At 68.3% G+C, this 14742-nt stretch carries 12 protein-coding genes; 9 read left to right on the forward strand and 3 right to left on the reverse strand.

Annotated features, from left to right (window positions below):
• The first annotated feature begins 210 nt into the window (after window positions 1-210).
• Window positions 211-2976, forward strand: a complete 2766-nt coding sequence (gene secA, locus I4Q42_RS15250; RefSeq protein WP_198576937.1) for a preprotein translocase subunit SecA — start codon at window positions 211-213, stop codon at window positions 2974-2976.
• Between the two features lie 296 nt (window positions 2977-3272).
• On the forward strand, window positions 3273-4910 hold the full coding sequence (gene pgm, locus I4Q42_RS15255) for a phosphoglucomutase (alpha-D-glucose-1,6-bisphosphate-dependent) (protein WP_198576938.1): 1638 nt from the start codon (window positions 3273-3275) through the stop codon (window positions 4908-4910).
• 145 nt (window positions 4911-5055) lie between these two features.
• On the opposite strand, the gene I4Q42_RS15260 is transcribed toward pgm, so the two are convergent.
• Window positions 5056-6018, reverse strand: coding sequence for an acetyl-CoA carboxylase carboxyltransferase subunit alpha (locus tag I4Q42_RS15260; RefSeq protein ID WP_198576939.1), 963 nt, complete (start codon window positions 6016-6018; stop codon window positions 5056-5058).
• A gap of 284 nt (window positions 6019-6302) precedes the next feature.
• Here I4Q42_RS15260 and I4Q42_RS15265 point away from each other — a divergent pair, with 284 nt between their 5' ends.
• The 7 genes from I4Q42_RS15265 (at window position 6303) to I4Q42_RS15295 (ending at window position 10448) form a co-directional block, all read left to right on the forward strand.
• The gene (locus I4Q42_RS15265) at window positions 6303-6497 is read left to right on the forward strand and encodes a hypothetical protein (protein ID WP_198576940.1); all 195 of its coding nucleotides are present in this window, start codon (window positions 6303-6305) and stop codon (window positions 6495-6497) included.
• Window positions 6498-6589: 92 nt separating this feature from the next.
• Window positions 6590-7003 (forward strand): OsmC family protein, encoded by a 414-nt coding sequence (locus I4Q42_RS15270; RefSeq protein ID WP_198576941.1) that lies wholly within the window; start codon window positions 6590-6592, stop codon window positions 7001-7003.
• A gap of 73 nt (window positions 7004-7076) precedes the next feature.
• A complete protein-coding gene (locus tag I4Q42_RS15275) occupies window positions 7077-7331 on the forward strand; it encodes a type II toxin-antitoxin system Phd/YefM family antitoxin (protein WP_198576942.1) in 255 nt (84 codons plus the stop codon).
• Window positions 7331-7756 carry a type II toxin-antitoxin system VapC family toxin gene (locus I4Q42_RS15280; RefSeq protein WP_198576943.1) on the forward strand — a complete coding sequence of 142 codons (426 nt, stop codon included), beginning with the start codon at window positions 7331-7333 and terminating at the stop codon, window positions 7754-7756. Before I4Q42_RS15275 ends, I4Q42_RS15280 begins: the two co-directional genes overlap by 1 nt.
• 65 nt (window positions 7757-7821) lie before the next feature.
• Window positions 7822-8562 (forward strand): ABC transporter ATP-binding protein, encoded by a 741-nt coding sequence (locus tag I4Q42_RS15285; protein WP_198576944.1) that lies wholly within the window; start codon window positions 7822-7824, stop codon window positions 8560-8562.
• The gene (locus I4Q42_RS15290; RefSeq protein ID WP_198576945.1) at window positions 8559-10109 is read left to right on the forward strand and encodes a hypothetical protein; all 1551 of its coding nucleotides are present in this window, start codon (window positions 8559-8561) and stop codon (window positions 10107-10109) included. Before I4Q42_RS15285 ends, I4Q42_RS15290 begins: the two co-directional genes overlap by 4 nt.
• 132 nt (window positions 10110-10241) lie before the next feature.
• Entirely contained in the window at window positions 10242-10448 is a 207-nt protein-coding gene (locus tag I4Q42_RS15295) for a hypothetical protein (protein ID WP_198576946.1), read from the forward strand.
• Here I4Q42_RS15295 and I4Q42_RS15300 read toward each other — a convergent pair.
• Both I4Q42_RS15300 and I4Q42_RS15305 read right to left on the reverse strand, forming a co-directional pair.
• Window positions 10426-12633, reverse strand: a complete 2208-nt coding sequence (locus I4Q42_RS15300; protein WP_232793166.1) for a sensor histidine kinase — start codon at window positions 12631-12633, stop codon at window positions 10426-10428. The genes I4Q42_RS15295 and I4Q42_RS15300 overlap by 23 nt on opposite strands.
• A gap of 299 nt (window positions 12634-12932) precedes the next feature.
• Window positions 12933-14429 carry a DEAD/DEAH box helicase gene (locus I4Q42_RS15305; protein WP_198576948.1) on the reverse strand — a complete coding sequence of 499 codons (1497 nt, stop codon included), beginning with the start codon at window positions 14427-14429 and terminating at the stop codon, window positions 12933-12935.
• Between the last annotated feature and the right edge of the window lie 313 nt (window positions 14430-14742).

Raw genomic sequence — 14742 nt, forward strand, 5'->3', positions numbered from 1 at the left:
TTCGTGCGCCGGGAGCAAGCTACACCGATCGGCGTTTTTCGACGCCGAGGCGGGCGGGGCCTTCGTTGACACTGGGAGGGGCGGTGCTTAAGTCTCGCGCGCGCGCCGTTTTCAGTGGTTTTCCGCGATCCGGCGCAACGTCATTACCGTAGTGAAGGCCCACAAGCCTTAGCGCCGGCCTCACTAGTTCTCGTTCCGGATCCCTTCTGCATGCTCGGCTTCGCCAAAAAGCTCTTCGGTTCGTCCAACGAACGCAAGGTCAAGACGCTGCAGAGCCGCGTGGCCAAGATCAATGCGTTCGAACCCGCCATGGCCGCCCTGTCGGACGAGGCGCTGAAGGCCAAGACCCAGGAATTCAAGGATCGCCTGGAAAAGGGCGCGACCCTCGACGACATCCTCGACGAAGCCTTCGCCGCCGTGCGCGAGGCCTCCAAGCGCGTGCTGGGCATGCGCCACTTCGACGTCCAGCTGGTCGGCGGCATGGTGCTGCACTTCGGCGGTATCTCGGAAATGCGCACCGGCGAGGGCAAGACCCTGGTCGCCACCCTGCCGACCTACCTGAACGCCCTGGACGGCAAGGGCGTGCACGTCATCACCGTCAACGACTACCTGGCCACCCGCGACGCCGAGTGGATGGGCCAGCTCTACAACTTCATGGGCCTGTCCTACGGCATCATCGTCAACGGCCTGTCGCAGGGCGACCGCCAGCGCGCCTACAAGTCGGACATCACCTACGGCACCAACAACGAGTTCGGCTTCGACTACCTGCGCGACAACCTCGTCTATGACGTCAACGAGATGGTCCAGCGCGGCCACCACTACGTGATCGTCGACGAGGTCGACTCGATCCTGATCGACGAGGCCCGCACCCCGCTGATCATCTCCGGCCCGACCGAGGACCGCAGCGAGCTCTACAAGACCATCGACGTCCTGGTGAAGGAGCTCATCAAGGACAAGACCACCTACGACCACGACGAGAAGCAGAAGCAGGTCATCCTGACCGAAGAAGGCCAGGAGAAGATCGAAGAGGTCCTGATCGCGGGCAACCACCTGGCCGAGGACACGGCCGGGCTCTACGACGCGGCCAACATCTCGATCGTGCACCACGTCAACCAGGCCCTGCGGGCCAACGTGCTGTACACGCGCGACAAGGACTACATCGTCAAGGGCGACGAAATCGTCCTGATCGACGAGTTCACCGGTCGCATGATGACCGGCCGCCGCCTGTCGGAAGGCCTGCACCAGGCCATTGAGGCCAAGGAAGGCGCCGCCATCCAGCCCGAGAACCAGACCTTGGCCTCGGTGACCATCCAGAACTACTTCCGCCTCTACACCAAGCTGTCGGGCATGACCGGCACGGCTTCGACCGAGGCCCAGGAGTTCGACGACATCTACAAGATGGGCGTCAGCGAAATCCCGACCAACCGCGTCATCCAACGCATCGACGACGACGACGAGGTCTACCGCACCGAGGCCGAGAAGAACCGCGCCATCCTGGTGCAGATCGCCGACTGCCACAGCCGCGGCCAGCCGATCCTGGTCGGCACCGTGTCGATCGAAAAGTCCGAAGAGCTGTCCAAGCTGCTCGACGCCTACGAGTGGGAAAACAAGGGCGCCAAGCAGAAGGGCATCCCGCACCAGGTGCTGAACGCCCGCTTCCACGAGCAGGAAGCCGGCATCGTCGCCGACGCCGGCGTTCCCGGCGCGGTGACCATCGCCACCAACATGGCCGGCCGCGGCACCGACATCCAGCTGGGCGGCAGCATCGACCTGCGCCTGTCGAAGTGGAAGATCGAGCAGCGGGGCCTGGGCATCACCGTCTCGCACGAAGACGAGATCGCCCACCGCGCTGAGCTGGAAGCCGAGATCGCCGACGCCAAGAAGGCGGCCCTGGCCGCCGGCGGCCTGTTCGTTCTGGGCACCGAGCGCCACGAAAGCCGCCGCATCGACAACCAGCTGCGCGGCCGCACCGGCCGTCAGGGCGACCCGGGCCGTTCGAAGTTCTTCCTGTCGTGCGAAGACGACCTGCTGCGGATCTTCGCCGGCGAGCGCCTCGACGCGATCATGCGCACCTTCGGCGTCCAGGACGGCGAGGCGATCACCCACAAGTGGCTGAACGCCGCCATCGCCAAGGCCCAGACCCGGGTCGAGCAGCGCAACTACGAGATCCGCAAGAACCTCCTGAAGTACGACGACGTCGTCAACGACCAGCGCAAGGCCGTGTTCGAGCAGCGCCAGGAGTTCATGGAGAGCAGCGACCTGTCGGAAGTCATCGCCGAGATGCGCACCGACGTGGTCGAGGACCTGGTCGGCCGTCACGTGCCGCCCAAAGCCTATGCCGAGCAATGGGACATCGAGGGCCTGCACGAGCGCGTCCAGGCCATTCTCGGCCTCGACCTGCCGCTGAAGGAATGGGCCGCCGAAGAGGGCGTCGACGACGAGGCCTTCCGCGAGCGCATCGGCAAGGCGGCCGACGAATATGCCGCCCAGCGCGAGGTGATCATCACGCCCGAGCAGATGCGCCAAGTGGAAAAGAGCTTCCTGCTGCAGATGATCGATCTGCAATGGCGCGAGCACCTGATGCACCTGGACCACCTGCGCAACGTCATCGGCCTGCGCGGCTATGGCCAGCGCGACCCGCTGAACGAGTACAAGACCGAAGCCTTCAGCCTGTTCGAAAAGCTGCTGGGCGACCTGCGCAGCAACACCACCCGCTGGCTGATGACGGTCGAGATCGCCTATGCCGAGCCCGAGCCCCTGCACACGCCGGAAGGCCTGATCCCGGTGCACCTGGACCCGCTGACCGGCGAGAACGCCGCCGTGGCCGGCGCCATCCCTGAAGGCCTGTCGCCCGAGCAGCGCCAGGCCCTGCCAATCTCGGCCCTGCCGGAAGGCTGGGAGAACACCGCCCGCAACGGCGCCTGCCCCTGCGGCTCGGGCAAGAAGTTCAAGCAGTGCCACGGCTCGCTGGTCTGACGACCAGCGGCCGCCGAGGCTGACATGCGAAGCCCGCCCTGGGAGACCGGGGCGGGCTTTTTCGTGTCAGCCGGTAAAGCCGGTTTACGAAGCAAGCGCTGAGTTCTCTCTTCGCGAGGAGAAGAATTGAACGTCCGGAAGGCAGAAGAAGCGACGCATCTAGAACGGGACACTATTCCTGGGACGCGCGAGACGTTAGCTAACGCTAATGAAACGGTGCGCGCGACACGGGAAATATGGGGACTATTCCATCGTCCTCGCGCATCGTAACCGCCAACCGTTCACAGGGCTGTCATATGCATGAACACGCTGGGCGCCGCGCCCGCCCCGAAGACCTTGTAGATTTCGACGCCCTTATCCGCGCTTATGCCGATGTTCACCCCGACATGGGCGATGTCGCCCACCGTGTGGCGTTCGGCACTTCCGGGCACAGAGGCTCAAGCCTCGATGCGGCGTTCAACGAGGACCACATCCTGGCGATCACCCAGGCCATCGTGGAATATCGCGCAGCCCAGGGCATCAACGGTCCGGTCTTCGTCGGCCGTGACACCCACGGCCTGTCCGAGCCTGCATGGCGCTCGACCCTGGAGGTGCTGGTCGCCAATGGGGTGGAGACCCTTATCGACTCTCGCGACGGCTTTACCCCAACCCCGGCGGTGTCGCACGCCATTCTGCGATACAACCGCGAGCGGCCCGGCCAGGCGGACGGAATCCTGCTGACCCCGTCTCATAACCCGCCGCGCGACGGCGGCATCAAGTATAATCCCCCCTCTGGCGGCCCTGCCGGCGGCGAGGCGACCTCGGTGATCGCCGCCCGCGCCAACCAGTTGCTGGAAGGCGGGTTGAAGGACGTCAGGCGCATCCCGTTCGAGCGCGCCCTGGCCGGAGCCAGCCGCTACGACTTCCTCAGCCATTACGTCGATGATCTGCCCAGCATCCTCGATCTGGACGCCATACGCGCCGCCGGCGTGAAAATCGGGGCCGACCCGCTCGGCGGCGCCAGCGTCGGCTACTGGGGCGAGATAGCCGCGCGTCACCGGCTGGACCTGACCGTCGTCAATGACGCCGTGGATCCATGCTGGGCCTTCATGCCGCTCGACAGCGACGGCAAGATCCGGATGGACTGCTCGTCGGCCTCGGCCATGGCCAACCTGATCCAGGGGATGTCCGGCGGCGCGGGCTACGACGTGGCCACAGGCAACGACGCCGACGCCGACCGCCATGGGATCGTCACCCCTGACGCGGGCCTGATGAACCCGAACCACTACCTGGCGGCGTCGATCGCCTATCTGTTCGCCAACCGCGAGGCCTGGGGCGCCAATGTCGCCGTGGGCAAGACGCTGGTCTCGTCGTCGATGATCGATCGCGTGGTTGCTGGCCTGGGCCGTCGCCTGCTGGAAGTGCCTGTCGGTTTCAAGCACTTCGTGCCAGGTCTTCTGGACGGTTCGGTGGGCTTCGGCGGGGAGGAATCGGCCGGCGCGTCGTTCTTGCGCCGTGACGGTACGGCGTGGACCACAGACAAGGATGGCTTGCTCCTGGCCCTGCTGGCCGCCGAGATCCAGGCCAAGACCGGCCGCAGCGCCAGCCAACTGTACGCCAGCCTCACCGACCAGTACGGCGCGCCGTCCTATGCCCGCATCGACGCTCCGGCCAGTCGCGCGGAAAAGGCGCGGCTTGGCGCGCTGAGCCCCTCCGATGTAGTCGCCAAGACCCTGGCGGGTGACGCCATCACCGACATCCTCACGGCCGCGCCCGGCAACGGCGAGCCGATCGGCGGCCTGAAGGTGACGACGAAGAATGCCTGGTTCGCGGCCCGACCGTCCGGGACGGAAGATGTCTATAAGATCTACGCGGAGTCCTTCCTGGGTCCGGATCACCTCGAGTCGGTGCAGCACGAAGCGCGGGACGTGGTCGCCAACGCCTTGAAAAGCTGAGCCAGTAAGGGGATCAGACAGCGATGAAGAAACGGCTCCAGGCGCGATCGCCTGGAGCCGCTTTTCCGTATGGGGCTATCGTCGTGGTCTCTGATCGCGCCGTCGCCAGGGTGACACTGACATCACGCTCCGAGAGTGAAGGCGATTACTGCAAGCCTTCGCGGCCGATGGCGTAGAAGCGGTCTGCGCGCTGGCGCTTGAGTTCGGCGGGGGTGAGCACCGACAGCTTCTTCAGCTCGTCCTCAACCGCGTCGCCGACGGCCTTGATGGCGGCTTCGGGATCCGAATGGGCACCGCCGGCCGGTTCCTCGACGATGCGGTCGACGATGCGCAGCTTGATCAAGTCTTGCGCCGTGATCTTCATGTTGGTGGCCGCGTCCTTGGCCCGGCCGCCGTCGCGCCACAGGATCGAGGCCGCGCCTTCCGGCGAGATCACCGAATAGATCGAGTGCTCGAGGATCAGCACGCGGTTGGCGCCAGCCAGGGCGATGGCGCCGCCCGAGCCGCCTTCACCGGTGATCGTGGTCACCATCGGCGTGCCCAGCGTCAGGCAGCGCTCGGTCGAGCGGGCGATGGCCTCGGCCTGGCCGCGCTCTTCGGCGCCGAGGCCCGGATAGGCGCCGGCGGTATCGACGAAGGTCAGGACCGGCAGGTTGAAGCGCTCGGCCATGTCCATCAGGCGCACGGCCTTGCGGTAGCCTTCGGGGCGGGCCATGCCGAAATTGTGCTTCAGGCGGGTGGTGGTGTCGTGGCCCTTCTCATGGCCCATCACGACCACGGGCGCGCCGCGGAAGCGACCCAGGCCCCCGACGATGGCCTGGTCGTCGGCGAACTTGCGGTCGCCGCGCAGCTCGACGAACTCGTCGATCAGGCCCGCGACATAATCGCGCAGGTGCGGCCGCTGCGGGTGGCGGGCGACCATGGTCTTCTGCCAGGCGTCGAGGCCGGCATAGGCTTCCTTGCGCAGGACCTGCACGCGCTCGCGCAGGGCGACGATCTCGTTGTCGAACGCGCCGGGGCCAGCGGTCTCGGAAAGCTTTGAAAGCTCTTCGATCTTGGCTTCCAGATCGGCGATGGGTCGCTCGAAATCGAGATAGTGCGCGGGCATGAGTCTCTTAACGTCGCCGTTTGCGAAAGGTGGCGAACCTAGTGCGTGATGACGTCCAGGGAAAGCGCATTCACGCCAAATTGGAACCACGGTTCCAGTGGAGGATTCCGTTCGTGACCGGATTCATCCCCAACTGAGTCCTGTTAAGAAACCGAACCCCTATGGTGAATCGCTTAGCGTTCATTATATTGGGTTTTCTAGAGCCGGTTGCGAAAGTCAGCTGGCGCTGCGGCCCCGCCCATCGAACATGGACCCGGTCCCGCCTGATGAGGACAATCGTTCCCATGCAGGTGTTCACCTTTTTCTGCGTCGAGCGTGACGGCTCGGTTCCCCGCTTCGACGTGACGGCCTGCGCCGACGATCACGCCGCGCGCCTGCGCGCCGGCGAATTGTTCGACATGCATCGCGGCACCAACGAGGTCGAGGTCTGGCGCGGCGCCACCCACCTGTTCAAGGTCGGGGCTGGCGCGGCCGCCTGAGACCCTTCGAAGCTCGTCGGGGGACGAATTTCGACAAGCGCGACGTGTGGCGGAGGGCCTAAGCTGGCCCTCCTAGCTCGCGAGGATTCGCCATGACCGACGTCGTCCGCCCTTCCGCCATCGCCGAGGACAGCGGCCACGGCGGCGTGCAGATCCTGGTCACGGCCGGTCCCTCGCGCTTCGCCGGCGACCTGAAGCCGTCGGAAGGCGGCCTCGATGTCGGCCCCAATCCGCATGACCTGGTCGCGGCGGGCCTGGCGGCCTGCACCACCCAGACCCTGCGGCTCTACGCCAAGCGCAAGGGCTGGGCCCTGGGCGAGGTGCGGGTCGAGACGACGTGGCGGCGGATCCCCAATGCCGTGCCCGCCGACGTCTTCGACCGGGTGATCACCCTGTCCGGCGACCTCGACGACGTTCAGCGCCAGCGGCTTATGGAGATCGCCGAGGCCTGCCCGGTGCACAAGATGCTGACCGCCGGGGTGAAGGTCGAGACGCGGGCAGGGTAGAGGCGCGCTTCGCCAAATTGTCTCGCGGGTTGCGATGTAGTAACATGGCTACATCGAGTGCGAGGTGTTCCTCATGCCCATCACGACGCTATCCAGCCGCGAGTTCAACCAGGACGCCAGCGGGGCCAAGAAGGCCGCCACGAATGGCCCGGTGTTCATCACCGACCGGGGCCAGCCGCGTCACGTGCTGCTCAGCATCGAGGAATATCGCCGGCTGACGGGCGATCGGCGCAGCATCGTCGACGCCCTCGGCATGACTGGCAGCGAAGACATCGCGTTCGAACCGCCGCGCGCGACCATCGGCAGCCGTCCCGCCGATCTCGACTGATGTTCGTCCTCGACACCAATGTCGTCTCCGAACTGCGAAAGGCCGGCCAGGGCAGGGCCGACGCCCAGGTCGTGGCCTGGGCAGACCAGGTGGATGCGGCCGCCCTCTACGTCTCCGCGATCACCGTCCTGGAGCTGGAGGCCGGGGTGCTGCAGATGGAACGCCGCGACGCTCGGCAGGGCGCCGCGTTGCGGGCCTGGCTGGATGATCAGGTGATGGTCGCTTTCAAGGACCGCGTGCTGCCGATCGACGCGGCCGTGGCCAAGCGCTGCGCAGCCCTGCACGTGCCTGACCCGCGCGCCGAACGCGATGCGCTGATCGCGGCGACGGCGCTGGTCCACGGCATGACGGTCGTCACCCGCAACACGGCCGATTTCGCCGTCACGGGCGTTCGCCTGCTCGATCCCTGGACGCCCGGCGACTAGGTCCGCTTGCGCCCTTCCCCCAATCGCGATCACATGCCCGCCACGATTGCACTGGGGGCGCCTGCGTGACTGAAGCCTTGATCGTCCGGGGGCTGGACAAGACCTTTTCCAAGCCGGCGGTGCGCGACCTCGACCTGACGGTGCATCCGGGCGAGCTCTACGCCCTGCTCGGCCCCAACGGGGCGGGGAAGACCACGACCCTGCGGATGGTCGCGGGCCTGACCAAGCCCGACAAGGGCGCGATCAGCATCTTCGGGATCGACGCCCTGGCCGATCCGGCCGCGGCCAAGGCGATCACCGCCTGGGCGCCCGACGAGGCGATGATCTACGACCGGCTGACGCCGCTGGAATATCTGGAGTTCGTCGCCGGCCTGTGGAGCATCGAGCCGAAGCTGGCCAAGGCGCGGGCGGTCGAGTTGCTGGACACCCTGGGCCTTGCCGGGGAGGCGCGGCGGCGCTGCGAGGGCTTCTCGCGCGGCATGAAGCAGAAGGTGGCCCTCGCCGGCGCCCTGATCCACGATCCCAAGCTACTGATCCTCGACGAGCCTCTGACGGGCCTGGACGCCGCCGCCGCGCGGCTGGTGAAGGACATGCTGCAAGCCCGGGTCGACGCCGGGGGCACGGTGATCCTGACCACCCACATCCTCGAAGTGGCCGAGCGCATGGCCGACCGCATCGGCATCATCGCCGGCGGCCGCTTGCTGGCCGAGGGCTCTCTCGACGTCCTGCGCGGGCAGGCCGGCAAGGATGGCGGCACCCTCGAGGACGTCTTCCTGCAGCTGACCGCCGACGGGGCGGCGGCGTGAGCCTGCTGCGCCCGGGCGGCGTTCCCTGGCTGCTGATCCACGAGATCCAGCTCTACTGGCGGGGCCTGGCGGGCAAGAAGGCCGGCCGCGGCGTCGGGGCCTGGATCGGCGGCTCGATCCTGCTGCTGGTGATGCTGGTCGGCGGCGTGTCGCTGGGCCTGGTGCTGCGTCGGGTGGACGTGCCGATGGTCCCGCTGGCGGCGACGATCACCCTGGCCTGCTGCGCCACGGCCTTCACCCTGATGCTGTCCCAGACCCTGGCGGCGGCGAGCGAGGCCCTGTACGAGCGCGGCGACCTGGACCTGCTGTTCTCCTCGCCGATCCCGCCGCGCACGGTGCTGTTCGTTCGCGCCCTGGGCGTGGCGGCCGGGGTCATGACGGTGTTCCTGATCTTCCTGACGCCCCTGGTCGGACCGGCGATCATCCTGGGCCATCCCGCATGGCTGGGCCTGTTCGGCGTGCTGGCGGCCCTGGCCCTGCTGGCGACCGCGGCCGGGCTGTCGCTGGCCATGGCCCTGTTCTCGCTGATCGGGCCGCGCCGCACGCGCACGGTCGCCCAGGTGCTGGCCGCCCTGGTCGGCGCCGCCTTCTTCCTGACCAGCCAGATCCGCACCATCCTGGGCAAGAGCGCCAGCGAAAGCCTGTTCCAGACCTTAGCGCGAGAAAGCGCCGAAGGCCGGTTGAAGCTGCCGCCGATCGGCTGGTGGCCGCTGCGGGCGATGCTGGGCGAGCCCCTGCCGCTGCTGGCGGTGCTGGCGCTAGGGGCGGGGGCCTTCGCCCTGTCGGCCCTGTCGCTGGGCCGGCGGTTCGCCGACGCCGCTGCCGCCACCCAGGGCGCCGAGGCGGCCGCCGCCAAGCCGGTGAAGGGGCGCGACCGCGCTTTCGCCGGCGGGGTGTTCGCCGCCACCCTGGCCAAGGAACTGCGGCTGATCCTGCGCGACGCGGGTCTGCTCTCGCAGGTGCTGCTGCGGGTTCTGTACCTGGTGCCGACCGCCGTCATCCTCAGCCGCAACGCCGCTCATGGCGGGGGCGGGGCCCTGGCCGGCGGCGCGGGCGTGGTGGTGTTCCTGGCCGGGCAGGTGGCCGGAAGCCTGGCCTGGATCACCCTGTCGGCCGAGGAGAGCCCCGACCTGCTGGCGGTGTCGCCGGCCGCCATACGCTCCCTGCGCCGGGCCAAGCTGGCGGCGGCCCTGGCGCCGGTGGCGCTGATGCTGGCCATTCCCCTGGCGGTTTTGACGTGGCTGGCGCCCTTGACCGCGCTGTGGACCGCCATCGGCGCGGGCCTGGCGGCCTGGGCCTGCGGGCTGATTAATGTCTGGCACCAGAAGCCGGGCAAGCGGGCCGACTTCAAGCGCCGTCGCGGCGCGTCGTGGTTCGCCACCCTGGCCGAGGTGGGGGTTTCGGCCCTGCTGGCCGGCGCGGTGGGCCTGGCCGTGGCGGGCCTGCCGCTGTGGGGTCTGGCGCCGCTGACCATCGCCGGGATCGTGCTGCTGGCCCTGCGCCGCAGCGACGCCCAGATCGCCAAGACCCTGCGGCTGGCGGCCTGATGTCTCGCGGTCCCGCCGCTCCGTATTTTAGTGAATTTGCACATAATATGCCGAGGCGGGGTGCAACTGTTCGGTGAACGCGACTATGGTGCGTCGAGGCCGGGGGCGGCGACTCGCAGAGATCGACCGCCCATGCCCGATCCCCGGACCGCCGAAAGCCCGAACACGCCGCTGGAGTCGCGGCCGTCGGTCGCGATCCTGTCGGCCTTGCAACTGGGGCTGGTCGTGCTGGTCTGGCTGCTGGCGATCATTCCGGTCGGCCTGGCCGTGGCCGCTGTCGCGGTCGTGCGCGTGAGCGCGATGGTCTGGCGCGCTATCAGCAGTCGAGCAGGGCGGTGATCGAACATTCCACGCCCTCGGGCAGGAAGTCGATGCGCGCTTCGCCCGACAGCTCGGCCGCCAGACCGCGCTCGATCAGCCGCGAGCCGAAGCCGCGCCGGGAGGGCGCCTCGACGGGCGGGCCGCCGCGCTCGATCCAGCGCAGCGACAGGCGCGGCACGCCGGAATAGTCGACGCTCCAGGCGATCGTCACCTGGCCGCCGGGGCGCGACAGGGCGCCGTACTTCACCGCATTGGTCGCCAGTTCGTGCAGGGCCATGGACAGCGACAGGGCCGGCCGGGGCGACAGCCGCACCGGCGGACCGTCGAGGGCGAAGCGGCCTTCGCCGCCGTGCAGGGCGGTCAGCCGGTCGATGACGTCCATCAGGTCGGCGCCTTCCCAGTTCTCGCGGGTCAGGACGTCGTGGGCCTCTGACAGGGCGATGATCCGGGCGGTGAAGGCTTCTTGCGCGGCCGGCAGCGAACGGGCGGCGTGGAAGGTCTGGCCGGCGATAGCCTGGATGGTGGCCAGCGAGTTCTTGACGCGATGGTTCAGCTCGTTGACCAGCAGCCTCAGGTGCAGCTCTGCCCGCTTGCGGTCGGTGACGTTGACCGTGGTGCCGATCATCCGGGTCGGCTTGCCGTCGCCGTCGAAGAAGGCCTTGCCCTTGGCCGACAGCCAGCGCTCGATCCCGTCCAGCCGCCCCACGACCCGGAACTCGACGTCGTAGTCGGCGCGGATGCGGCCATCGAGCGTGCGGCGCAGGGCCTCGCGGACCTCGGCTCGGTCGGACGGATGCAGGTTGGTGTAGAAGTCGCCGCGCACCACCGGCGTGCCCAGGGCGATGCCGAACATGGCGTAGCAGCGGTCGGACCAGGTGAGAACGTCGGACTTGATGTCGAGGTCCCAGGTGCCGACGTCGGCGGACTCGATGGCCAGCCGCAGGGTTTCCTCCTGCGACTCCAGCCGCAGGGCGGAGGCTTTGCGGTCGGTGATGTCCCAGCCGACGCCGACGAAGCGGACGCATTGGTCGCGCTCGAAATAGGCCCGGCCGAAGGTCTCGATCCAGCGCAGCGCTCCGTCCGAGGCCCTTACGATGCGGTACTGGACGTTGATCAGGCCGTCACCGGTGGCGTCGGTGGCGGCGGTCACGGCCGCCTGCACCCCTTCGACGTCATCGGGGTGGACCAGGGCCAGGAAGCTCTCGAAATCGCGGGGGCCGGGCTCGGCCACGCCGAACATCTCGCACGAGCGCTTGTCCCAGTAGCGCTGGCCGCTGCTGGGATTGTGGTCCCATCGGCCCATGCCGGCGGCCTCCATGGCCAGGTCTCGGTCGAGGCGGGCCTCGAGCAACTCGGCCTCCATCGCCTTGCGCTCTGTGATGTCGAAGACCACGCCGGCGTTGCGATCGGCCTTGCCTTCGGCGTCGAGAAAGCAATGGCCGCTGGCCACGACCCAGCGGATCGAACCGTCGGCCTGGACCAGGCGGAACTCGTCGGAGAAGTCGCCGCCGGTCTTCATGGCGGCCAGGGCGACGGCGGCCACGCGGTCGCGGTCCTCGTCGTGAACGGCGGGCGTGAAGCGCTGGGCGGGCAGGCCGACTGAGGCGAAGGCCGGGTCCACCTGGTGCAGCATGGCGTACTGGGCGTCGCAATAGACCTTGTTGGCCTTGATGTCCCACTCCCAGGCCCCGACCCCGCCGGCGGCGTCGAGCGCCCGGTTGTAGCGGTCCTGGGTGTCGCGCAGGGCCTTTTCGGTCTCGACCGCGGCGGTGATCTCGACCGCCGAGATCAGCACCCCGCCCACCCCGGTGGGGGCGGTCTCGTCAGGCACGGGGCTATAGCTGACGGCGAAGTGGGCCAGGCGGGACTCGCCGCCTTCGCGCTGCACGTGCAGGGGCATGCGTTCCAGGGCGTAGCCGCCGCTCTCGCCGGACAGGATGTCCTGGTGAATGGCCATCAGCGTGGCGCGGAAGGCGTCGGAGTGCTGGGTGAAGGCCCGGCCGAGGGCGTCGGGATGGCGCTCGCGCAGCGAGGGCGTATAGGCGTCGTTGTAGATCAGGATCAGCTCGGGACCCCAGCGCAGGGCCATGGGAAAATTGGTCGCCATCAGCATGTCGACCGACAGCTTCAGGCTGAGAGACCAGCCTTCACGCGCGCCCAGCGGCGTGCGCGCCCAGTCGAACGCCCGAACGCGCTCGACCATCTCGCCCCCAGCTAAACGCGTAAACGCGGGTAAGCTTCGCCCTTCGCCCTGCGGCATGGCGTTTAGTCCCTCCCACCAGCTCCCCTACAAGCCGGATCCGGGCGAACAATGATCTTAGGCGTCAGCGGGTTGCAAGGGAGCAGGCGCCGATCTGCGCGCAAGCGTCGCAGTCGAACTCGGCCCTAGGGTGCAGTTTTCGTCGGAATGGCGACCGGGCTCGACCTTTGCGGGGGAGGGCGGAACAAAAAAGGCCGCCTCCGGAGAAGCGGCCTTTCGTGTGTTTCTGGACGGTGAGCCCGTTAGTCGATCGGGTTCCAGCGGGTCTCGACCTGCTGGACGCCGCCGCGCTTGGGACCGCGGAAGTCGCCGCCGCCGCCCGGCTTGCCCTGGCGCTGGCCTTGGCCTTGAGCCTGGGCGCCGCCCTTGCCATGGCCGCCACGGCCGCCGTTACGGCCTTGGCCTTGGGCCTGACGGCCCTCGCCGGCGCCCTGGCCACCCTGGCCGCCGCCTTGACCGCCTCGGCCCTGGCCTTGGCCGCCGCCGTTACGGTTGCGCTTGCGGCGCAGCTCGGACGGGACGTTGTTGCGCGGGTCGGCCTTGCGCGGGTCGACGTACTTCTCGGCCGGAGCCAGCTTGTCGGCCACGGCCGCGGCGGCCGCCAGGGCCTTGTCGTTGCGGCGGTCGAAGGTCGGAATCTTCTGGCGCGTGGCCTTCTCGATGTCCTTCAGCAGGCTGCGCTCGTCGTCCGAGCAGAAGCTGATGGCGACGCCGTCCTTGCCCTTGCGCGCGGTGCGGCCGATCCGGTGGACATAGGCCTCCGGCACGTTGGGCAGCTCGTAGTTGAAGACGTGGCTGATGTCGTTGACGTCGATGCCGCGGGCGGCGATGTCGGTCGCGACCAATGCCTTGACCTCACCCGCCTTGAAGGCGGCCAGGGCGCGCTCGCGCTGGCCCTGGGTCTTGTCGCCGTGGATCGAGGCGGCCTCGATGCCGGCGGCGGTCAGGTACTTGGCCACGCGGTCGGCGCCGCGCTTGGTGCGGGTGAAGACGATCGAGCGCTCGACGCTGCGGTCGGCCAGCAGTTCGGCCAGCAGCGGGCGCTTGCGCTGGGCTTCGATGTAGATCAGCGACTGTTCGATGCGCTCGACCGTGGTGGCCTGCGGGGTGATCGACACCGAGGCCGGGTTCTTCAGCAGCTCGCCGGCCAGCTTGCCGATCTCGCCCGGCATGGTGGCCGAGAAGAACAGGTTCTGGCGGTCCTTGGGCAGCTGGCTGGCGATCTTGCGGATCGGCACCACGAAGCCCAGGTCGAGCATCTGGTCGGCTTCGTCGAGCACGAAGATCTCGACGCCGCCGAGCGTGGCGCTCTTTTCGCCTAGGTGGTCCATCAGGCGGCCCGGGGTGGCGACGACGACGTCAACGCCGGCGGCCAGGGCGCGCATCTGCGGGCCGTACTTCACGCCGCCGAAGATGGTGGCGACCGAGAGGCCCAGGTGCGCGGCATAGGCCTTGAAGTTGTCGGCGATTTGCGTCGCGAGTTCGCGGGTCGGCGACAGCACCAGGCAGCGGAAGCCGCGACGCGGGGCCGCACGGCGGTCCTCGGCCAGGCGGTGCAGAATGGGCAGGGCGAAGGCGGCGGTCTTGCCGGTGCCGGTCTGGGCGATGCCCAGCAGGTCGCGGCCCTGCATGACGATGGGGATGGCTTGCGCCTGGATCGGGGTGGGCTGGGTGTAGCCCTTGTCGGCCAGGGCCTTCAGGATCGGCTTGGCCAGGCCAAGGTCGGTGAATTGAGTCACTGCGGACGTATCTTTCGTACGGTCGCGAGACGGCGCGCGCGGTCCTCGCACGGCTCGCCTGGCGGCGGGTCGGTGGGGAGCGCCCCGCGTGATACGGGCGGTCTATGAGAAGCTTTCAGGGCGCTCGACAGGCTGAACCCGCTGGGGTCCGTCACGCGGCTGGAGCGCCAATAGCGCCTATGGGCGCGGGGCTCATATCGGATATCGCAGGTGCGAAGTCAAGCGACGGCCCGAAAAGGCAAGGGGTTGCGGTGGTTTGGCGCCAAGATGCTCCCCCTCTGGGGGAGCTGTCGCGGAGCGACTGAGGGGGTCG

Source organism: Caulobacter hibisci, assembly GCF_016135805.1.
Taxonomy (GTDB): domain Bacteria; phylum Pseudomonadota; class Alphaproteobacteria; order Caulobacterales; family Caulobacteraceae; genus Caulobacter; species Caulobacter hibisci.

What these genes read in the sequence shown, in the direction of transcription:
- I4Q42_RS15300 (WP_232793166.1), bottom strand. Translation starts at nt 12,633, where the DNA reads ATGGTCGAGCGCGTTCGGGCGTTCGACTGGGCGCGCACGCCGCTGGGC.
- pgm (WP_198576938.1), top strand. Translation starts at nt 3,273, where the DNA reads ATGCATGAACACGCTGGGCGCCGCGCCCGCCCCGAAGACCTTGTAGAT.
- I4Q42_RS15265 (WP_198576940.1), top strand. Translation starts at nt 6,303, where the DNA reads ATGCAGGTGTTCACCTTTTTCTGCGTCGAGCGTGACGGCTCGGTTCCC.
- I4Q42_RS15275 (WP_198576942.1), top strand. Translation starts at nt 7,077, where the DNA reads ATGCCCATCACGACGCTATCCAGCCGCGAGTTCAACCAGGACGCCAGC.
- I4Q42_RS15280 (WP_198576943.1), top strand. Translation starts at nt 7,331, where the DNA reads ATGTTCGTCCTCGACACCAATGTCGTCTCCGAACTGCGAAAGGCCGGC.
- I4Q42_RS15260 (WP_198576939.1), bottom strand. Translation starts at nt 6,018, where the DNA reads ATGCCCGCGCACTATCTCGATTTCGAGCGACCCATCGCCGATCTGGAA.
- I4Q42_RS15270 (WP_198576941.1), top strand. Translation starts at nt 6,590, where the DNA reads ATGACCGACGTCGTCCGCCCTTCCGCCATCGCCGAGGACAGCGGCCAC.
- I4Q42_RS15295 (WP_198576946.1), top strand. Translation starts at nt 10,242, where the DNA reads ATGCCCGATCCCCGGACCGCCGAAAGCCCGAACACGCCGCTGGAGTCG.
- secA (WP_198576937.1), top strand. Translation starts at nt 211, where the DNA reads ATGCTCGGCTTCGCCAAAAAGCTCTTCGGTTCGTCCAACGAACGCAAG.